Source organism: Gracilibacillus oryzae, from assembly GCF_009498735.1.
In the GTDB taxonomy this organism is placed as follows: Bacteria; Bacillota; Bacilli; order Bacillales; family Amphibacillaceae; genus Gracilibacillus; species Gracilibacillus oryzae.
On sequence record NZ_ML762428.1, the window covers coordinates 166,055 to 187,236 of the forward strand.

Annotated in this window: 20 protein-coding genes; 7 read left to right on the top strand and 13 right to left on the bottom strand. The window is 38.6% G+C overall.

The window, feature by feature from the left end:
* The 4 genes from F9U64_RS08900 to F9U64_RS08915 form a co-directional block, all read right to left on the bottom strand.
* A partial coding sequence (locus F9U64_RS08900; protein ID WP_228275640.1) for a VWA domain-containing protein occupies window positions 1–1,278 on the bottom strand: 1,278 nt, incomplete at its 3' end.
* 271 nt (window positions 1,279–1,549) lie between these two features.
* Window positions 1,550–2,704, bottom strand: a complete 1,155-nt coding sequence (locus F9U64_RS08905; RefSeq protein ID WP_153402659.1) for a family 43 glycosylhydrolase — start codon at window positions 2,702–2,704, stop codon at window positions 1,550–1,552.
* 162 nt (window positions 2,705–2,866) lie between these two features.
* Window positions 2,867–4,033 (bottom strand): aminotransferase, encoded by a 1,167-nt coding sequence (locus tag F9U64_RS08910; RefSeq protein WP_153402660.1) that lies wholly within the window; start codon window positions 4,031–4,033, stop codon window positions 2,867–2,869.
* A complete protein-coding gene (locus F9U64_RS08915; RefSeq protein ID WP_153402661.1) occupies window positions 4,030–4,524 on the bottom strand; it encodes an Lrp/AsnC family transcriptional regulator in 495 nt (164 codons plus the stop codon). The genes F9U64_RS08910 and F9U64_RS08915 overlap by 4 nt, the downstream gene beginning before the upstream one ends.
* A 186-nt stretch (window positions 4,525–4,710) precedes the next feature.
* On the opposite strand from F9U64_RS08915, the gene F9U64_RS08920 reads away from it, so the two are divergent.
* The 3 genes from F9U64_RS08920 to F9U64_RS08930 all read left to right on the top strand — a co-directional run bounded on the left by F9U64_RS08920 (window position 4,711) and on the right by F9U64_RS08930 (window position 6,603).
* Window positions 4,711–5,418 carry a class I SAM-dependent methyltransferase gene (locus tag F9U64_RS08920; protein WP_153402662.1) on the top strand — a complete coding sequence of 236 codons (708 nt, stop codon included), beginning with the start codon at window positions 4,711–4,713 and terminating at the stop codon, window positions 5,416–5,418.
* Complete coding sequence (locus tag F9U64_RS08925; protein ID WP_153402663.1) at window positions 5,415–6,242, top strand: DUF2268 domain-containing putative Zn-dependent protease; 828 nt, start codon at window positions 5,415–5,417, stop codon at window positions 6,240–6,242. Before F9U64_RS08920 ends, F9U64_RS08925 begins: the two co-directional genes overlap by 4 nt.
* A gap of 94 nt (window positions 6,243–6,336) precedes the next feature.
* A complete protein-coding gene (locus F9U64_RS08930; RefSeq protein ID WP_153402664.1) occupies window positions 6,337–6,603 on the top strand; it encodes a hypothetical protein in 267 nt (88 codons plus the stop codon).
* A 567-nt stretch (window positions 6,604–7,170) separates the two neighbouring features.
* Here the strand turns inward: F9U64_RS08930 and treR are convergent.
* The 4 genes from treR to F9U64_RS08950 form a co-directional block, all read right to left on the bottom strand.
* Window positions 7,171–7,884: a trehalose operon repressor gene (treR, locus tag F9U64_RS08935; protein ID WP_153402665.1), complete on the bottom strand. Its 714-nt coding sequence runs from the start codon at window positions 7,882–7,884 to the stop codon at window positions 7,171–7,173.
* Window positions 7,885–7,899: 15 nt separating this feature from the next.
* The gene (gene treC, locus F9U64_RS08940; protein ID WP_228275641.1) at window positions 7,900–9,582 is read right to left on the bottom strand and encodes an alpha,alpha-phosphotrehalase; all 1,683 of its coding nucleotides are present in this window, start codon (window positions 9,580–9,582) and stop codon (window positions 7,900–7,902) included.
* A gap of 71 nt (window positions 9,583–9,653) precedes the next feature.
* Window positions 9,654–11,096 carry a PTS system trehalose-specific EIIBC component gene (gene treP / locus F9U64_RS08945; protein WP_153402666.1) on the bottom strand — a complete coding sequence of 481 codons (1,443 nt, stop codon included), beginning with the start codon at window positions 11,094–11,096 and terminating at the stop codon, window positions 9,654–9,656.
* Between the two features lie 157 nt (window positions 11,097–11,253).
* Entirely contained in the window at window positions 11,254–11,595 is a 342-nt protein-coding gene (locus F9U64_RS08950) for a hypothetical protein (protein WP_153402667.1), read from the bottom strand.
* 154 nt (window positions 11,596–11,749) lie between these two features.
* On the opposite strand from F9U64_RS08950, the gene F9U64_RS08955 reads away from it, so the two are divergent.
* From F9U64_RS08955 to F9U64_RS08965, 3 genes are all read left to right on the top strand, one after another.
* Window positions 11,750–13,030, top strand: coding sequence for an MFS transporter (locus F9U64_RS08955; protein WP_153402668.1), 1,281 nt, complete (start codon window positions 11,750–11,752; stop codon window positions 13,028–13,030).
* Between the two features lie 281 nt (window positions 13,031–13,311).
* Window positions 13,312–14,673: an NADP-specific glutamate dehydrogenase gene (gdhA, locus tag F9U64_RS08960; RefSeq protein ID WP_153402669.1), complete on the top strand. Its 1,362-nt coding sequence runs from the start codon at window positions 13,312–13,314 to the stop codon at window positions 14,671–14,673.
* 204 nt (window positions 14,674–14,877) lie between these two features.
* Window positions 14,878–15,636: a glycerophosphodiester phosphodiesterase family protein gene (locus F9U64_RS08965; RefSeq protein WP_153402670.1), complete on the top strand. Its 759-nt coding sequence runs from the start codon at window positions 14,878–14,880 to the stop codon at window positions 15,634–15,636.
* A 77-nt stretch (window positions 15,637–15,713) separates the two neighbouring features.
* Here F9U64_RS08965 and F9U64_RS08970 read toward each other — a convergent pair whose 3' ends face one another.
* On the bottom strand, window positions 15,714–16,706 hold the full coding sequence (locus F9U64_RS08970; RefSeq protein WP_153402671.1) for an EAL domain-containing protein: 993 nt from the start codon (window positions 16,704–16,706) through the stop codon (window positions 15,714–15,716).
* A 49-nt stretch (window positions 16,707–16,755) separates the two neighbouring features.
* Complete coding sequence (locus F9U64_RS08975) at window positions 16,756–17,208, bottom strand: DUF1722 domain-containing protein (RefSeq protein ID WP_194287316.1); 453 nt, start codon at window positions 17,206–17,208, stop codon at window positions 16,756–16,758.
* 152 nt (window positions 17,209–17,360) lie between these two features.
* On the opposite strand from F9U64_RS08975, the gene F9U64_RS08980 reads away from it, so the two are divergent.
* Window positions 17,361–18,098, top strand: coding sequence for a tryptophan-rich sensory protein (locus F9U64_RS08980; RefSeq protein WP_153402673.1), 738 nt, complete (start codon window positions 17,361–17,363; stop codon window positions 18,096–18,098).
* A 223-nt stretch (window positions 18,099–18,321) separates the two neighbouring features.
* On the opposite strand, the gene F9U64_RS22615 is transcribed toward F9U64_RS08980, so the two are convergent.
* The 3 genes from F9U64_RS22615 to F9U64_RS08995 all read right to left on the bottom strand — a co-directional run bounded on the left by F9U64_RS22615 (window position 18,322) and on the right by F9U64_RS08995 (window position 21,170).
* On the bottom strand, window positions 18,322–18,573 hold the full coding sequence (locus F9U64_RS22615) for a hypothetical protein (RefSeq protein ID WP_194287317.1): 252 nt from the start codon (window positions 18,571–18,573) through the stop codon (window positions 18,322–18,324).
* Between the two features lie 231 nt (window positions 18,574–18,804).
* Window positions 18,805–19,905 carry an ABC transporter permease gene (locus F9U64_RS08990; RefSeq protein WP_153402675.1) on the bottom strand — a complete coding sequence of 367 codons (1,101 nt, stop codon included), beginning with the start codon at window positions 19,903–19,905 and terminating at the stop codon, window positions 18,805–18,807.
* Entirely contained in the window at window positions 19,902–21,170 is a 1,269-nt protein-coding gene (locus tag F9U64_RS08995) for an ABC transporter permease (RefSeq protein ID WP_153402676.1), read from the bottom strand. Before F9U64_RS08995 ends, F9U64_RS08990 begins: the two co-directional genes overlap by 4 nt.
* Between the last annotated feature and the right edge of the window lie 12 nt (window positions 21,171–21,182).

Here is a 21,182-nt window from a genome sequence, read left to right on the forward strand (position 1 = left end):
ACCCCACAGGTCATTGCCTGTATCAACAGCATATCCCCATCTTTCATTTGAATAATTTAATACAAGGCTATACACCTTTCGCGATGGATGGTCATAATCTTCATATTTGTCCTCTAAATATTGCTGTGCTTTCTTTAGTCTTTCCTTTTCACGATCGGCTTTTTCTTTCATTTGCTCTTTCGTATCATACGCCAATTGTTTCTTTTCTTCTTTTAATTCGTAAGCTCTTTCTTTCCCCTCATCCTTCCAATCACTCCAGGCACGTTGAATTTCTTCATACTGTTCACGCATATACCGCTTTAATTCACGATCAGAGTCAACATAAACAAATTCTCCGTTTCCTGCATCAGCAACTTCTGTTAACAACTGTTCTCCTTCATCATCGACATCAAAGCCAATAATATTAACAACTGTCTGTATGTCTTCATCTACCAGTTCTTGTGCCATTTGTGCCGGGTCACCATCACATGTCTCCATCCCGTCACTAACAACATAGACAACCGCTTCTTCTGCTGTTTCAGGTATATCACCCTTGCTTGATTCCAGCGCGAGAGCTATTGGCGTGAAACCTGAAGGATAAATCTCAGCTAAGGATGATTCGAGTAAGTCCGCATCATAACTCCCATTGTATATGTTCTCTGTACTGCTGCAGGAAAGCTCTTTATCTTCATAATTACTTGATCCTTTATGGCCATAAACCCTTACAGATAACGTAGCATTGCCAGGCAGAGCTTCCGCAAAGTTGGCAACAGCCTCTGCTGCTGACTCCCATTTCTTCTTACCATCTATTTTCTCATGCATACTGGCACTTGCATCTATTAATATGGCATAATGCGCCGTTTTTAGTTCTGGTGTATTGACTGTTTCATCAGGCCGGGCAATTTCTACATTTATTTCTGTATCAAAATTTACAAAGGTATTTATTTCTTTATGATAATCTTCTCCGAGCAAATAAACTAATTCATGTAAATATTGCTCTGCTGTCAATTCATCTGGTAATTGATCAATTTCTTCCTGCACCGCCATTTCATCATAATTGTCCCCACCATATTCACCAGGTTTGCGAAGAAGTTCTTTTTCCAGTTCAGTCAGCGGGCGTTTCGCATTTTCCAGCTCATAATAGCTGAATTGACTTTCTATGTATTCCTCTGTTTGATCTTTCTCTTCCACCTGTTCGTTTGTATCCTGATTACTCGATACACTATCTTCCTCTCTGGTACTGCAAGCTGCAGTTAACATTAATATAACAGCAATAATGAGGATAAAGAACTTTCTCATTGTATACTTCCCTTCCAAAAATTATCAATAATAACTATGTTATTCCAATCACCTCAATTGATCAATTTTCTAAATATAGCCATCTTACTAAAAATACGATGATTTTCTTCCTGATTCTCCCCTTTACGAGCATTTCCGCTATTTTCAGATTGAGTCTCCTTTACTATTCATCTAAAATATGAATGCAAACAAAAATAGGTGAAAGGTAATAAATTCACCGTTTCACCGTTTTAAAGTATTAAGTTGATGTTATTTCAAAATACCTTGATAATTATATAACAGTTATATTTGCTTTTGCTTTATGATTGGAAAAGTCCAGCACATACCCAGGCTCCCCAAAGTATGGCATTCCTTCCTTCGTCCAGAATAACCGTTGAATTCTGGCATGACGGTTATGATCATACAATGGATTTTCCGTATTAAATCCTTTATATGGACGAGCATGATAGATGATTAGTTCATAACCATTTTCATCAAGACAAAAGCTGTTATGTCCTGGACCATACTCACCGTTTTCATCATTTGATACCATAACAGGACTCTCTGTTTTTTTCCATGATTCTGGATCTAATAAGTCACTGTCTATGTCTGCATATAATAATCCTACTGCATAGTTTTCATCTGTTGCGCTCGCAGAGAAAGCAATAAAAATTCGCTTATCATCCTTGATCATTGCAGGTCCTTCATTTACATCAAACCCAATCGTTTCCCAGTCATACTCAGGCTTTGATAAAAATACTTGTTTCTTAATTGTCCAGGGGTTTTCCATTTCGGCAATATACAAATTGGAAATATTATCAACTTTTTGCGCCCAGACCAGATAACGCTTACCATTGTGTTCGAAGGTAGTTGCATCTAATGAAAAGCTTTGGAATTCTGTATTTATCTGTCCTTTTTCCACCCATTCTCCTTCCAGCGGATTCTCTGCCTCACATTCCAAAACATACGGCCGTATTTCCCAGACATCATCCTTTTCTCCTGCAGCAAAATGAAAATACCATTTGCCATCAATAAAATGAATCTCCGGAGCCCAAATATGCTCAGACATAATACCTGATTCATGTTTCCACCAGATTACCTTTTCTTCTGCCTGAGGTAATTCCTCAATTGTTCTGGCACGGCGTAACACGATTCTGTCATACAGAGGATAAGAGCCTGTAAAATAAAAATATCCATCTGTATGTTTATATAAATATGGATCAGCTCGCTGCTCAATAAACGGCTTTGGATAGTTTTGATGTTTAATTGAACCTTCTATCTCAATCGTACCATTGCTTTTGAGTGCTTCCTCTGAAGGCAAGTCCCATTCTACATCGAATGGTGCTGTAATATTTTCATTTAAATCAACGAATACCTGTTTAGGTAATTCCAGATCTTCCCCATTGTTTATCTTTATTTCTGTGTCATGAATGCGCTTAATCTCCATCCCCTACATCCTTTCTAATCTCGATATGAATATTATAAACAATCCAACTTGTACTTACAAGTATTATTTTCCTTTATTTATCAATTGAACTTATCCTAACAAGACTCGCTTTCCTTCCATAGAAAAAACCAGCAGTCTAGTTTCAGACGACTGGTTTCTTCTTTATTGGATATGTTTTTCTACAAAACGGCTCATTCGTTTCATCGCTTCGTCTAATTGCTTAATGGAAGTTGCATAGGAACAGCGGATATACCCTTCCCCGCTTTCACCAAACACATTTCCAGGTACAACAGCCACTTGTTCTTCTTCCAGCAGCTTTTCTGCAAATTCCTCTGACGTCATGCCAGTAGCTTTAATCGAAGGGAAAACATAGAATGCACCACCAGGCAAGTGACAGCTTAAGCCCATTTCATTTAATGCTTTGACAACAAAGTTACGGCGCTGACGGTAGCTTGTTGTCATATCATTCACACTGTCTCTGCCATTGCGTAATGCTTCCAAAGCTCCGTGCTGCGCCATTGTCGGCGCACACATAATGGTATATTGATGAATCTTTGTCATTGCCTGAATAATTTCAGTTGGACCTGCCGCATATCCTAGGCGCCAGCCTGTCATTGCGAAAGATTTAGAGAAGCCTGAGATAAGAATGGTTCTTTCTTTCATTCCTTTTACTTCTGCTAAGCTTGTTGCTTTCTCATCGTAAGATAATTCCGCATAAATCTCATCAGATATTGCAATGATATCATGTTTGCAAAGGACTTCAGAAATTTCTGATAATTCTTGTGCATTTAACACCGCACCTGTTGGATTATTCGGACTGCAGAGCACAATCGCTTTTGTTTTGTCTGTTACTGCTGCTTCAATTTGTTCTGCCGTTACTTTAAACGCATTGTCGCTTGTGGCACTGACAGTAACCGGTACACCTCCTGCCAATATTACTGCAGAACTGTATGCAACAAAGCATGGTTCTACAATAATTACTTCATCACCAGGGTTAAGGAGGGCCCTGAGTGCAATATCGATCGCCTGACTTGCTCCAACGGTTACTAAAACCTGGTCTTCTGCATTGTAGGAAACAGAAAAATATTCATCCAAATAATCGGTTATTGCTTCACGCAATTCTAACAATCCTGCATTAGCTGTATAAGCAGTATAACCTTGTTCCAATGAGTGATAACTTGCCTCAATCACATTCCACGGTGTCACAAAGTCAGGCTCCCCTACACCTAATGAAACAACATTTTCCATCTTAGAAGCTAAATCAAAAAATTTTCTGATTCCAGATGGCTTTAAATCCTGCACTTGTTTTGCTAAGTATTTTGAACTCATGGCGTCACCATCATTCGTTTATCATCATCATCGTCTTCAAAAATAATGCCGTCATGCTTATATTTTTTCAAGATGAAGTGTGTCGTTGTGGAAATCACTGTGTCTAATGTGGATAATTTTTCAGATACAAATCTGCTAACTTCCATCATTGTTTTCCCTTCAACAGAAACACTTAGATCATAAGCCCCTGACATTAAGTAAACTGCCTTTACTTCAGGGAAGCGGTAAATTCTTGAAGCGATTTTGTCAAATCCTACTCCTCTAACTGGTGTTACTTTCACATCAATCAATGCGGCAACACCTTCATATTCATAAACACTAGACCAGTCTACCAATGTTGAATACCCTAAAATCGCGTGTTCCTTCTCTAATTTCGCGATCATTTCTTCTACTTTTTCAGGTGTTTCATCAATCATTTTACCAATCGTTTCTGTATCAAGTCTTCCATTCTTCTCTAATAACTTCAGCAATTCTATCTCTTTCTGTTCCAATCCATTCACCTTCTTTAAACATTGTGTATACACTAACTTATAGAGAATGTTCACAAGCATTTATAACAATTATCCTTAATATTACTACAATTCTATCCAAATATAAAGAGAGACTATGATTTGCGAGAGGGTTGACTCTAATGATCATTAGTGATCGTATCAGGGCACGAAAGGACGGTTAGTGTTGTGACAAGTTACCAGAAATTATTAGCTCAATTAGGCATGAGCTATGCACATCCTGGCGGGAAAGCAGCCACTTCTTTATGGATGGAACTGCTTCCTGTAACCAATTTCGGAAAAATATTAGAAATAGGCTGTGGAATTGGTCAAACACTGTTAGCGATTAATAATAAAACAGATGCTGACATAACAGGGGTAGACATCCATCCACAAATGACGAAAAAAGCAAGAATGATGACAGAAAAAATATCCACAATTGATATAGTTGAAGCAAGTGCTGAAAATTTACCATTTGAGGACGACCAGTTTCATCTAATTGTCTGTGAATCTGTATTAACCTTTACCAATGCTAACAAAAGCATGAGCGAAATCTCACGAGTTCTATGTGATAATGGCACGGTTGTATTACTAGAAATGACAGCAGATCCTCAATTAGATCAGCTGGACAAAGACATCATTCAAAACTTTTACGAAATTCCGCAATTATTCACTCGTTTTGAATGGCTTAAGCTTTTGTTAGAAAACGGGTTTACAGATGTTACTTTAAAGCAGGTTCACAAGAATAATGTGGATAGCCTTCCTGCAAATCAGAATATTCAATGGACAGATACCATGTTAAAAACGATCGAGACACATTACCACGTAAATAAACAATACGGCAACTCATTACAAGCATGCTTATTTCTTGCTTCTAAGGCTGTGGATACTGAATGACCATACAACCAACAGATAAATGGTTAGAAGAATATCTTGACAGCAAGACAGTACTGTTGAATAACAAATGGAAACAACATCAAAACATTCTATGCAAACCATTGGCAAAATATTTTCATCAGACGAATGCACAAGCCATACAAGATCACCTGCTCCGTCACGGGCTATTTCATCCCGCAAATAACGAACAGGATATGATAACAAGCTGGCTAAAAAAAGATTACCACCAATTGATTGAAAAACTTTACCAGAAATACCGAAAAGCCTGGGATGGTCCTGCTGCCAAGATATTTATCTTTCCATCCAATCATCACAGTAAAGAATTAACGGAAAGATTCTCCGGCTGTGCTGGTTTAAGCTTTCCAAAACAACTGTTTCTTTTTCTGAGTCATCAAGCAACGAGAAAACAGGCCGCTGCTGTATTTCTTCATGAATACAGTCATACCTGCCGTCTGAATTACTTTCGGAAGCCAGAAGAATCGTATACTTTGTTAGATGCCATTATCCTTGAAGGAATCGCAGAACACCTTGTACGAACCATCATCGGTGAGGATTCTGGAAGCAAGTGGATCGAACAGTATCCTGAAGATACAGCAAGAAAATATTTCACCAAATGGATTGCAGCAAATATAAATATTACACGCTATGAACCAAAACATGATTTACTCATGTATGGAGATAAACATGGTATACCACAAAACCTCGGGTACCATATGGGCTATTATATTCTTCAGCAATATATCAAAACGAACAAAATTTCTGCTAAACAAATTTTATATGCCGATAATGAAGAGATTATAAAAGCTATAGACTTTTTAAATTGATGAATGTGACTCGGACTATCTGTCCATTCGATTCTGTCTTTCTTGCATAATGTATAGTATCACTCAAATGAGTTAGAGAGGGGTATTTACTGTTATGTCAAGACATTATGATTTTTGTTGCCAGAATATCGGCCGTCCAGTAAAAATTGTGACAAGAAACGGGCAAGTGCACAGGGGCGTTATCCAACGAGTGAACCGCAATAACGTATTTTTGAATTCAATAGATGGAAATAGAGTTGGCGGATATGGGATTGGTTATTATGGATATGGCCCATATGGCGGTTATGGCAGAGGATTAGGTATCGGAATTGCTTTAGGCGCCATCGCAACAATTGCTTTTCTTCCGTTTTTCTTCTGGTAAAAAAAATTCACTATATATCCACAATCTGTGCATAAGATGTATATAACAACAGAGTCAATTCAAGCTGAATGAAGACAGACACCTCCATATTATATAAGAAAAACGCACATTCGCTAGACCTTCAGCAGATGTGCGTTTTTCCATACTGAAATCCGGATAGATTGAATCTAGCCGGATTATTTTCTCCCTGAATACAGGATCTATCACCATCTACCTAATGCCAGGTATCCTGCTTTTATAGAGAGACTTTATACGGAATAAATGATCGTGCCTAAACTTGCCTTAAGTGATGCTGTCTTTACATGATGATATTCGTTCTGCTTATTAGTCTAGAGAACCATGAAAAGCTGGGGAAAAATGCGAGACTCCTATGGGAACAGCACGAGCTGAAAATCCACTTGGTAAAGTGACCTTCTTTACCAAGTTAGTTGAAGCCGTGCCCATGGAAAGCGAGTATTTTTCCCCAGCGGCAAGTTAGCACTATCTTCATTAGTACATTAGTGAATGACAAACTTGTGTATTTATTGTTCGGTTTATAGACTAACTATTTTTGTTATACCTCCACCTCTATTGACTTCTTCGCGCAAAGTCAACAAAGCGGAATTTGTCTGGTCGATGTCGTGATTCTGTATATTGAAATAAGCTTGCGTCATCTAAATACACATAGTTTTTAATCACCACAATGTTATGAAATCCCTCTAAATCTAACAATATACGGTCCTCTTCTGTCGGCTCTTCCACAACAATCTCTTTCTTGGCAAAACTGATCGTCAGACCGAGTTCTCCTTCAATATAAGCAAAAAGTGAATCTTGCGCTATTTCCTTATTCATATGCGGAATATATTTTTCCACCAGATAGTCTTTATCAAGGATAATTCTGCTTCCAGAAAATGATCTGGTACGACTGATTTCCCATACCTGTTCTGATTGTTTTATCTTCAATTGTTTCCTTATATATGGAGGCGCCTCCGTTAATTTACATGTGTGGACAATGGTTTCAGGCTTCTGACCAATTTTCTCTGCAACTTCTTTGAAACTTACAAGACCTGATACAGGGAAATCGAATTTATTCCTGTCAATCACCATCGATCCTTTTCCTCTAATCTTTTGGATATAACCATTTTGGGCCAGTAATGTCAGTGCCTTGCGGATTGTTTCACGCGAAGTATTATATTTTACTGTTAATTCATTTTCAGATGGCAAAAAATGTTTTGGTTTATATTCGCCACGATCAATTTGATTCACCATTTCATGATAAATAATCATGTACTTATTCTGCATACTGCTAGTCCTCATTTATTTCTTTTGATAATAGACAAATGACTCATACGGCAGAAGCTCTTTATTCACTTTTTCTGTCGCTTCAGGATAATTGGATAAAATTACTTCCCCTGAACCGTCAAATGTGTCTATATCTTCCGGTAATTGAAACGGAACCTTCTTGTCATAAAAGTTATTGACAACAAGCATCCATTCTTGATCATTTTCTCTTATATAAGCAAAAATTGCAAGGTGATCAGGCAGTAGCAGCTGATACGTTCCATCTGTGATTACTTGATATTCTTTCCTTAATTTAATGAGCTGTTGATAATAATAAAAGATCGAATCACGTTTGGAAACAGCTTTTTCTGCATTAATGGATGGATAATTAGGTGCTGGATCAATCCATGGCGTGCCAGTTGTAAAGCCGGCATTTTCTTTATCATCCCACTGCATCGGCGTTCTGGCATTATCTCTTGATTTTTCTTTCAGGATCTCCAGTATCTCTTCTTCTGGTATTCCTTCCGCCTTTTTTATATTGTAGATATTAAATGACTCTACATCTCGGTATTTCTCAATCGTATCAAATCCGGGATTCGTCATTCCGATTTCTTCCCCTTGATAAATATATGGTGTCCCCTGCATGAAGTGGATCGTTGTTGCTAACATTTTGGCTGATTCATTGTGATAGTTTTCGTCATCACCAAACCTTGAAACAACCCTTGGCTGATCATGGTTACACCAGAACAGCGCATTCCAGCCACCACCCTGTTGCATACCAACTTGCCATTTTGACAGGATCTGCTTTAGTTCTATAAAGTCAAAATCTGCTTTTGTCCACTTTTCACCATTAGGGTAGTCCACTTTTAAATGATGAAAATTAAATGTCATATCCAATTCTTCTTTGTTCGGATTAGAGTATTGAATACAATCTTCTAAAGTTGTTGATGACATCTCACCAACTGTCATGGTTTGGCGCCCTTTGAAAACGTTCTGGTTCATTTCATGCAGGAATTCATGTACTCTTGGTCCATCTGTATAAAACTTGCGGCCATCTCCAGGCGGAACGGATCCATCATCATCCGGAAAACGCTGATCCTTCGAAATAAGATTGATAACATCCAGACGAAAGCCGTCAACCCCTTTATCCAGCCAGAAATTCATCATCTGATAGACTTCATCACGGACTTTTTCATTTTCCCAGTTTAAATCTGCTTGGGTTACATCAAACAAGTGAAGGTAATATTGATTGGTTTCTTTGTCCAATTGCCAGGCAGAACCTCCAAATTTTGACTGCCAGTTTGTTGGCGGGCCGTCATTTTCTCCATCTTTCCATATATAGAAATCACGATACGGATTTTGAGAAGATGATTGGGATTTCCTGAACCATTCGTGCTCTGTCGATGTATGGTTTACGACAATATCCATTATCAGTTTGATCCCACGGTCGTGTGCTTCTTTTAATAATCTCTCGAAATCTTCCATTGTTCCGTATTCGGGATGAATCGAAAAATAGTTGGAAATATCATAGCCATTATCATTTTGCGGTGAGGCATAAATAGGAGTGAGCCAGATAACATCAACACCCAATTTATTCAAGTAGTCCAATTTCTCAATGATTCCTTGTATATCTCCTACTCCATTCCCTGTTGTATCACGGAAACTCTTTGGGTATATTTGATATACAACTGACTTTTGCCACCATTTTTCATTCAACATAAAACACCCTTCCTTTATATATAGCGGAAAGAGAGAGGAATCACTTATCCCCTCTCCCTATTTTGTTTACATTACCTTTTTCCAAGTCTTTCGTATGCATCTTTACCAATTTTCGTCTTAGCTAAAATCACTGTCAAAATAAACGGAACAACAATTGCCACTACCATTGCCACACAGAACATTAAAATGTGGGCAACTTGAATGGATAAGACGCCAGGAATGCCCCCTACACCTATAGAGTTAGCCGTAACTCCTGTACCGACAGAAATAACAGCAGCTATTGCTGAACCTGTAATCCCTGCGAAAAATGGGAAAAGATATTTCAGGTTAATACCATATAGTGCCGGTTCTGTTACACCAAGATAACAAGAAATGGCTGCAGGCACGGATACTTGCTGTTCTTGCTTATCTTTACGATTCAGGTAAATCATCGCAACTACAGCTGACCCTTGTGCAATGTTGGATAAAGCAATCATCGGCCATAAAATCGTACCATCAAAATCACTCATTAACTGCAGGTCAATCGCATTTGTCATATGGTGAAGCCCTGTAATAACTAACGGAGCATAAGCAAAACCGTATAGTGCTGCAAATAACCAGCCAAATCCTGAAGTTAATCCAGAATAAACAACATTAGAAATCCATGAACCGATTTCCCACCCTATTGGGCCTAAAACAACGTGTGCTATTAACACTGCAGGTATAAGTGCAAAAAACGGAACAAAAATCATCGATACAACGCTTGGAATAACTTTACGTAACCAGATCTCTAAATAAGCCAATACAAAGCCCGCTAAAATTGCAGGAATTACTTGTGCCTGGTAACCAATCATATCAATTTGTGCAAATCCAAAGTCCCAAAATGGAATCGATTCAGCTCCTGCTACGTTATAAGCATTTAATAATTGCGGGGAAACTAATGTAATACCAAGGACAATCCCCAGCACTTGAGTTGTCCCCATTTTCCTGGAAATAGCCCATGTGATCGCTACAGGAAGGAATTGGAATATCGCTTCTCCAATTAACCAGAGAAAATCATATAAACCTTGAAGAAATTGAGAGTTGTCAGCAAATGTTTGCATACCATCTTGAGCCTGATCAACATCAATTCCACCAATTACATTACGAAAACCTAAAATAAGACCACCAACAACTAATGCGGGAATAATAGGTGTAAAAATTTCTGCAAGATGGGAAACCATTCGCTGTAAGAAGTTCATATTTTGTTTCGCTGCCTGTTTCGCATCATCTTTTGAACTGTCACCAACACCCGCTATCTTTGTAAACTCATTATAAAAAGATGCCACTTCATTACCAATAATTACTTGAAACTGACCGCCTGATGTGAATGTTCCTTTTACAAGTCCAATTTCTTCAATCGCTTTCACATCAGCTGCATCATTATCATTTAACACAAAGCGCATTCTTGTAGCACAATGGGTAACAACGGATATATTATCACTGCCGCCAATCTTCTCCAACAGCTGTTCAGCTGGTTCTGTATACTTGCCCATCATCATTCCTCCTTACAAGATTAACATGTATATACAAGATAATTGATTACGTTTTCATTGTATCTTGTATATACATGTTTGTCAACAAAAAATATATTGCCTTGCTTAAGGCGAAGGAAGCCCATGAACAAAGCTTCCTTCTTTTTATTAAACTTAATTAAAGATCAAGTGTATCTTTATCTACATATCCGTCGCTTTCTTTAATGATTTGCAGTGCTTCCCCATAGTCTTTCTCTGCAACTTGAAATTCAATGGTATAGTCTCTCGGGGAATTGTCCACATCATCACTGTCATTAATTGAGAATGCTGGTATATAACCTCCAGAACCTACACTGCTTGCATTGCTTCCCGTATACGTAAGGGGTGCCAAAAATAAATTACCGCTTCTCTCTGGTAAGTGATCTACTCGAACTTCACTCGCATTTACTTTTGCCAGCTCTACTCTTACCGATTCTGCTTCATCTTCTGTTCTAAAAAATGCCTGGATATACTTAGCCATATAGCATCTTCCTTCCATAGTTTTTGTTGGTTATAATGTACCCGATTTCAATTAATTTGAAACCGAAAGTAAATTTTATATTAATTTTACAAATTTACCGAGATCTATTATCTTCCATCTAGTAAAATAGAGAAAAAGGTTGGTGAATTGAGATATGAAAGCTTTTACTAAGCAAGAGAGAAGCTGGATGATGTATGACTGGGGAAGCTCTGCATTTTCAGTTATTATTACAACAGCGATTTTTCCGATATATTTTAAGGCACAGGCCTCCGGTGCAGGTGTAGAGAATCATGATTCTACCGCATATTTAGGCTATACGATTGCCATCTTTACATTTATTTTAGCAATGATAGGGCCCATTTTGGGTACAATTGCAGATTACCAGGGGTTTAAAAAACGATTCTTCTTAAGCTTTATGGGATTGGGGATTTTTTCAACTGCTGCCCTTGTTTTTGTGCCTGAAGGAGAATGGCTGCTGCTGCTTATTTTCTATACGCTTGCTTCATTAGGCTCAACAGGTGCCAATGTCTTTTATGATGCATTTTTAGTTGATGTAACAGATGATCAGCGAATGAATAAAGTATCAGCAAGAGGTTTTGGGCTTGGTTACATAGGAAGCACTATTCCATTTATCTTAAGTATTTCAGTAATTCTTTTAGCTCAACAGGAGATTTTGCCAATCTCAAGTGTGATGGCAAGCCGCATAGCATTTCTCATCACATGTATCTGGTGGGGAGTCTTCGCCTTTCCGGTCATTAAAAATGTTCAGCAAATATATTCCATCCCAAGAGAACCACGTCCAGTTAAGCAAAGTTTCCGCAGGCTCTTTCAGACGATTAGAAACATTAAACAATATAAATATCTCTCCATCTTCCTGATTGCCTATTTCTTTTATATCGATGGAGTTGGAACGATAATTTCCATGTCAACAGCATATGGCTCAGATGTTGGGTTAGATTCTACTGTCATGCTTGTCGTGCTGTTAGTCACCCAGATTGTCGCTGCACCATTTGCTGTAATATACGGAAGGTTAGCTGACCGGTTTTCAGCCAAAGCCATGATTTTTGTTGGGTCCTCCGTTTATATTGTTGTCTGTGTTTTTGGTTATTTTCTGGAGACTGCTGTGGACTTTTGGATTTTAGCAATGCTTGTCGCATCATCACAAGGTGGTATTCAGGCATTAAGCAGATCTTATTTCGCCAAACTAATCCCTAAAGAGAATGCGAATGAATTTTTCGGTTTTTATAACATTTTCGGTAAGTTCGCCTCAATAACAGGGCCACTTTTACTTGGTGTAACAGCCCAGCTGACAGGGAAATCTAATGCAGGTATCTTAAGCTTAATCGTACTATTTGTGATTGGCATGATCGTTCTGTCATTTGTACCTTCAGATAAAAAAGTGGAAGAAATGATCGAATTACCTCGGCAAGCGTAAACAACTGCCGAGGTTTTTTTCTACTTTCTCATAAAACATATCTCAAATCGGCATCGGTTCAATCTCGCATCAGCATTGTTTATACCAAATTGATATAATAAACTTGGTTTATCTACAAATATTCATACAATTTAGAAAACAAGATTGGTTACCTTTACAATTATCTGATTTCTATGAAAGAATAAATGAATGTTTGTACAGGCAAAATAAGATAGATTCATTCTGGTGTCACGCATATGCTTAATAAATATATATAGAAATAAGGAGAGAACAAATAAGATATGACAAATGCAAATCAAGTCGCACAAAATTATGTTAATGACGTTTATGAAACAGTCAAAAAACGTAACCCAAATGAAAGTGAATTTCATCAGGCTGTAAAAGAAATTTTCGACTCTTTAGTTCCCGTCTTTGAAAAGCATCCAGTATATATGGAACAAGGGATCTTAGAAAGAATGTCAGAGCCGGAAAGAATCATCTCCTTCCGCGTACCATGGGTAGACGATGAAGGAAAAGTTCAGGTAAACCGTGGTTTCCGTGTTCAATTTAACAGTGCAATTGGACCATACAAAGGCGGTCTTCGTTTCCACCCGTCTGTTAATGCAAGTATCATCAAATTCCTAGGTTTTGAGCAAATCTTCAAAAACTCTTTAACAGGCCAGCCAATCGGCGGCGGTAAAGGTGGTTCTGATTTTGATCCTAAAGGGAAATCAGATGGCGAAATTATGCGATTCTGCCAAAGCTTCATGAGTGAGCTTGGTAAACATATCGGTCCAGACACTGACGTTCCAGCAGGTGACATCGGTGTAGGCGGAAGAGAAATTGGTTACTTATTCGGACAATACAAGAAAATGCGCGGCGGTAACGAAGCGGGAGTTCTTACTGGTAAAGGACTTAACTTTGGCGGAAGCTTAGCACGTACTGAGGCAACTGGTTATGGTACGGTTTACTTCGTGCAGGAAATGTTAAAAGACCGAGGCGACAGCTTTAAAGGAAAAACAGTTGTTGTTTCAGGTTCTGGTAACGTATCTACCTATGCTATCCAAAAAGCTACTGAACTTGGTGCAAAAGTTGTTGCATGCAGTGATTCCAGCGGCTATGTATATGACAAAGATGGTATTAATTTAGAAACAGTAAAACGTTTAAAAGAAGTAGAAAGAAAACGTATCAAGGAATATGTAAATGAACATCCTGAAGCAGAATATACTGCAGGATTCGAAGGTATCTGGAATATCCCTTGTGATATCGCTCTTCCTTGTGCTACACAGAACGAACTAAACGAAGATGCTGCCAAAACATTAGTATCGAATGGTGTGAAAGCAATTGGTGAAGGTGCGAACATGCCTTCAACACTTGAAGCAATCGATGTTTTCTTAGAAAATAAAGTATTATTCGGACCTGCAAAAGCTGCCAATGCTGGTGGTGTAGCTGTGTCAGCACTTGAAATGGCGCAGAACAGTGCCCGTCTTTCCTGGAAATTTGAAGAAGTTGATGCGAAACTTCAGGAAATTATGCAAAACATTTACAAAAACAGCGTGTCTGCTTCTGAAGAATACGGCCACCCTGGAAACTTAGTTGTCGGTGCAAACATTGCCGGCTTCTTAAAAGTAGCAGATGCAATGGTAGCACAAGGTGTTATTTAATTAGTTAGATGACTTACATCTTCTTTTAAATATCCTGATTATCCAATTCCCATTAAAAAAGATCCCATGATTATGGGGTCTTTTTTTCGTATGCAGCAATAAATTTTATCAACATTTTACAAACAGTTAACGAAATGAAAATAAAAATTTATTAATGTTGAGTTATCTCAAAAAAACTGCATACATTTCAAAGGGGGAGAATGAATGATTAACTCATTCGAACAACGCAATAGGGTGACAGTAGCAGCTCACAGAGGATTTTCCAGTATGTATCCAGAGAATACCTTACTGGCATTTAAGGAGTCACTTGAAAAAGGTGTGAATATGATCGAGTTTGACCTTCGCCTGTCTAGAGATAAAGTTGTTATGATTTTACATGATGAGACATTGGACCGGACTACAAATGGTACAGGTCCAATTACAGATCTCACACTTAGAGAACTAAAGCAACTAGATGCCGGGAGCTGGCTGGGGAATGAATATGAAGGGTTAAAGATTCCCACATTAGAAGAGCTTTGTGAATTATTAAAAGACTACCCAGATACATTGCTTAATGTAGAAATAAAAAAGAGCCCGATCGCCAAAGAAGTGATGGACAAAGCCGTGTCGATTCTTTCAGGTTACGGATACTTATCCAAGTGTGTATTTACATGCTTTGATGCTGACATTATCAGCTATATTTATGATAAATACCATCTGAAAACACAAGGATTTCCTGCCGAAAAGATGTCTAATTTTACAGATGGCGAAAACGGTACCTATTCCAAAATGTGGTCAATCGCCTTCAGCATGGACCTGTTGACAAAAGAGAAAGTGGATGAATTTAAAGATAAGGAACTTCACGTATGGTGCTATTGTCCAGATACTTGTCAAGCAGTTCAATATGCCTTAGATTGTGGAGTATCATTGATAACTTGTAATAATATAATACCTGCTATCACAGCGATATCAGGCGACCGCTGACCCGCAACATGGATTGCGGTTTTTTTTGTTGGAAAAAGAGTATGATATATGCAAGACTCAAACCATCGCCATTTTAATTAAAGTATAGATTCACAAGGCTCTTTTTCAGGTTTCCCGAACAGATAACCTTGAAACAACTGAAAACCCTTTTCCTTTAACCAGATAAAATCTTTTTCTGTCTCTACCCCTTCTGCTAATGGAATGGAACCAATTTCTAAAGCTTTGTTTAGCAGTATGGTTGCTTTCTGTTGTTTCTCCACACTTTCTGCCACACCTTGAACATATTTCATATCAAGCTTCATATACTTAGGAGCAAGCTCGTGCAGCATGTCTACCGTACTGTACCCTTCACCTACATCATCAAGGGCATAAGCGAAGCCTTTGTGATGATAATATTTTAATACATCTTTCAAATGTTCGATATCATCTACTTTATCTGTTTCCACTACCTCAAAAACTAATGAATCTTTTGCTAAGTTCAGCTGTTCTGCTAACATAGTGGTTGATTCCAGACAATGTTCTGGTGAATAAATGGATGTAGGGATAAAGTTAATGAATGCCTTGGCACCTTTTATTTTCGCCGCATGCTTCACTGCTGTTAAGCGGCAAACCTTGTCTAAAGCATACAGCCTGCCACGGTTCCTTGCAGCTGAAAATATCTCATTCGGAAAAATCATTTTGCCATTCTCGTCCATAAAGCGCGCCAGCAATTCATATGCATATATTTTCTTTTCCCTTGTCACAATTGGCTGATAAAAAGACACCACTTGCCGTTTCTTTATCACTTCATCTATCCAGTCTGAGCCAAATAATTGTTCTGCCAGATCTATTGTTTTCCAATCCTGGCCTGAGACACGATACATTACTTTTTCACTGTCGATATGATCAAAGCAAAATGCATACACATCTTTTAGAATTTCTTCATTAATCCAGATCTTGTCCTGATCCATCTGAATATCCAGATGTCTTCTTATGTGACTTTTTAACAAATCAAATAGTTTACTATCTTCACTTGTACCGACTTTTAACTCAATTTGCATATCACCGATCACACAATTTGTACATGACAATGGAATCACTCTTTCAATAATGTAATTTTATAGAACTAGTATAGCATGATTAAGTATCCAATATTGAGAAAATACTCTGTCTGTTCAGGTAATCTTCGTCATAACTTTCCGCCCACTCTTTTAACTGCTTTAAAATTAACTCTATTTCTAGTAGCCCTGAACGATACTTTTCTACACTATCTAAGAATTCTCTTTTTTGTCTTTCGGCTAATTCATTGCGGAAATATCCGAACATATGCATAAGTGAGTTAGCAACAGATCCCCTGGAAGGCTTCTCTGCTAGCATATTAGTGATTCGTTCATCCATCTGGTTTAATGAGTCGGAATTCCAGCCAGCAATCATCCTGCCAATTTGTTTCTGTATAGCCGGCTGCAATGCCATGAACAGATACTTGTGCCTCGTCTGAAATTGAACAAGATTTGCGGCACTTGGCGTTTCTTTCAGATTTTCATAATCTTTCTCGATCCATTTTTTATAAAACAGAAAAGCGTGATCCTCCATCGCATTACGCCCCCTTTTCTGTGCCATCATACCATAATTTTGTTAGGTATCTGATCAAACAGGGTATACTTCCGATAACATTAATTATCATTTTTAAAATATAAATTAAGAAGAATTCATTAAAACATACAAAAGGAGGCTTTTAAGAAAGAATGAGAATATTCTGGACCAATCTGATAGCTTTAGCACTTGTTGTCACTGTTAATGCCTTAGCAAACATCCTGCCAATAAACGGTATGACAACTGGAGAAATTTCAAATCAATTAAATGTACCTTTTATACCAGCTGGTTATGTCTTTAGTATCTGGGGATTCATTTACTTCTTACTTGCAATTTGGGTGCTTGCTCAGTTACCCAAAAGCAGAAGAGAAGCACCTGTCTATAAAGCATGCAGCGGATTTTTCTGGCTCAGTTGTATTTTGAACATTGCCTGGATCTTAACATGGCATTATCAGCTGTTTTTCATTAGCAATCTTGTGATGATCGGTCTTCTTCTGACATTAATCACTCTTTATGTAAATGGAAAAAAAGCAAATGCAATATGGCTTGAGATCCTGCCATTTTCGGTCTACTTAGGCTGGATAAGTGTTGCTACTATCGCAAATATCAGCTATTACCTTGTTTATGTCGAATTGATTGCTGAAGAATCTGTCAGCATAATCTGGACAATTGTGATGATTCTAATCGGTTCATTGATCGCATTATTATTCTTATTTCGAGAAAAAGATACTTTTTATGTTCTGGTATTCGTCTGGGCTTATATCGGAATCTATGTTAAAAACTCTGGAGAATACCAATCCATAGCCCTTACAGCATTGATTTGCGCCATTTTGTTATTTATTATTGCAGCATTCTTTCTTGGAGCAAGAATATTTAAGAACAAAACTTGATTATTCTGATGAAGATTGGGCCCGGCTTCTTGCGAGTTGGGCTCTCTTCTTGCGACTTCCTGCTCTTTTCTTGCGACTTCCTGCTTTCTTCTTGCGACTCGCGCTCTGTTCTTGCGACTTCCTGCTTTCTTCTTGCGACTTCCTGCTCTCTTCTTGCGACTTCCTGCGCTCTTCTTGCGACTTCCTGCGCTCTTCTTGCGACTTCCTGCGCTCTTCTTGCGACTCACGCTCTCTTCTTGCGACTTGCCGCTCTTTTCTTGCGACTCACGCTCTCTTCTTGCGACTTACCGCTCTCTTCTTGCGACTTACCACTCTCTTCTTGCGACTTCCTGCTCTCTTCTTGCGACTTCCTGCTCTCTTCTTGCGACTCACGCTTTCTTCTTGCGACTCGCGCTCTCTTCTTGCGACTTGCCGCTCTTTTCTTGCGACTTGCCGCTCTTTTCTTGCGACTTCCTGCTTTCTTCTTGCGACTCACGCTCTCTTCTTGCGACTTCCTGCTCTCTTCTTGCGATTCCTGCTCTCTTCTTGCGACTTACCGCTTCCTTCTTGCGACTCACGCTCTCTTCTTGCGACTTCCTGCTCTCTTCTTGCGACTTACCTCTTTATTTGCAGCTTCCTCCTCTTTCTTCCGACTCACTCTTCTCTCCCTCCTAAATCCCCCTTCCTACCAAATAAAAAAGCCCAGCGAGGACGCTGGACTTTTTACTCATCTTCTTTCCATTAAATTGATACCGATTCCCATACAAAGTACTCCCATTAACAGCAGGATCGACAATGGCTGGGTGATATCTGTTAAATTTTCTCCATAAATAGTAATGGATTTCAATGCCTCCATTGCATGCGTTACTGGTATAACCTGTGAAAATGCTAAGACCACTTTATTACTGACAATTTCAATCGGCCAGTAGGCTCCGCCAAGCATCGCCATACTAACAGCAATGATGGGAACTATTGCATTTAATTGAGAGGAACGGTTGACTAACCCGATAATCAGCATTCCCAGTGAAACGATTGCGAAAGTATAAACAACACAGATTAAGAGAACTTCCAGCCATTTCCCACCGATATCGAAGCCGAAGAAAAACTGGAACATTGCAAATACAGCGAAAATTTGGACAAGACCGATCACGAAGGCATAGCTTAGATATCCTAAGTAAACTTGCCATTTACGGACAGGTGATAAGACAAGGCGATCCCAGCTGCCTCTTTGTTTTTCTTCCGCTACCTCTCCGAGACTGAAGACTATCGTATATATAGCGAAAAATAAAGTCATTCCAAATAATGCCTGCAGCTGATTATTAAAGATAAATACATCACCTTCTGATTCACCAATCTGACTATCCACTTCTATCAGCGGTCGTTCCAGGGAAGTCTCAATTGATTGGCGTGTCTGTTCATCGCCAGACTGTTCAACAGCTTGGTCGATCCTCAAATTTTCCCAGTATATTGAACTGATATATTGCTCTACAATTGCTTGATTCGGATTTTCTGTTCCGATAATAAAACGGTAATCCTCTTCTGACAGTCTGACTCCGAAACTTGCTATCCCTAATGCTATATTTTCTCTTGCTTTATGATAGGTTGTTTCAATAAAGTTAAATCCCTCTAATTCATTTAGTTCTTCGATTAGTGCTGCCTTGTCTTCAGCAGGGAATTCATCTGAAAAACTCGTCGGAATAGAAACTTCTGACTGATTGGTTGCACCTCCAATAAAGATAATGAAGACAACTGTCATGGCTATCATCGCTAATACCATAAACGGTTTTCTTCTCAGCCGCTGCCATTGTAATGTGAATATATTAATCATGAAGCAGCCCTCCTTGTTGGAAATATCATCAAACTAATCGCAAAGATCACCACTGCAATAATAATTAAACGGTACATATATGGCAAAATATCTGCTAGAGGCATGCCTTGATTTGCCAGCATATAGGCACGGAGCGTCATACCGTTCGGAGTCCAGCTGCCTATTGTCTGAATGATATCAGGAAATGTGGTAATTGGTGTAAAGCTCCCTCCGAGCAATTCCATTACACTGACAACGCCGCCTGAAAACGAACCAGCAACAGAATTAGAATTGAACCTGATCGTAATCGCAATAAGCAAACTCCCAATTGCACCAACTGCCACTGCGTAAAACACCGTTATTGCCAAAATGGTTAATGAAATTTCCCATGTAAATGGTTGAAATGATTGCATAAGAAGTGATGAAAGACCGAATAAAAGCAACATTTGAATAATTGTCATTAAAATAACTGCCAACAGTTTACCTAACAGAAAATACAGTGGATGTCTCCCTGATAAAATAATTCTGTTTAATACAAGCTGTGAGTGCTCTGTATAAGCCTTTCCAGCCATTGTCGAAGCAACAAAAAAGGCAAACATGACAGCCATACCAATCGTATAATATTCCATCGAACTGATTGGCTCTCGATTCGTAATCGTTTCTTCTTTTGCGATACTTTCTATATCAACTTCCACATCTGCTGACATATTTGGACCGGCAGCTTTAGCAATGGCAGTCTCCAAGTTCATCGTAGCAGTAAATTGCCCGATAATATTTTGCAGAATGTCTCCCTCCAGATGAGAATGCTCTCCCTTGACTATGTGTATCGTACTTTTTTCAGATCCATTTAGTAAAGAAGCTTGTAAAAAGTCTGAAGTAAAGTTTTCCGGAATGGTAATAATAACATCAATTTCTTGTGCTGCTAATTGCGCCTCTGCCTGCTCAGCATCCATTTGCTTTACTGTCACAAAATCTAATTCTTCCTCTAATAATTGCTGTAAAATTTGATTTGGCTGTAATTGTTCTGCGGCTTGAGTTAATCCCGTAATAGCTTGTTCCGGAAGCGGCTGTTCTTCCAGCTGTTTGACAAATGATGAGGCAGCTTCTGCCGGGTTATCTTTCTCGACTAGCGCCACAGTCATATCAAAGGTCATCTCTCCACTCATTACACTGCCTAAAGCAAAGCCCAAGATGATGATTAATATAAATGGCATAAGGAAAATGACGAGAAGTTCTGTGCGATCACGCCAAAGTAATTTCATATCTTTTTCCCAGAAATTAAACATGATTCACACCTC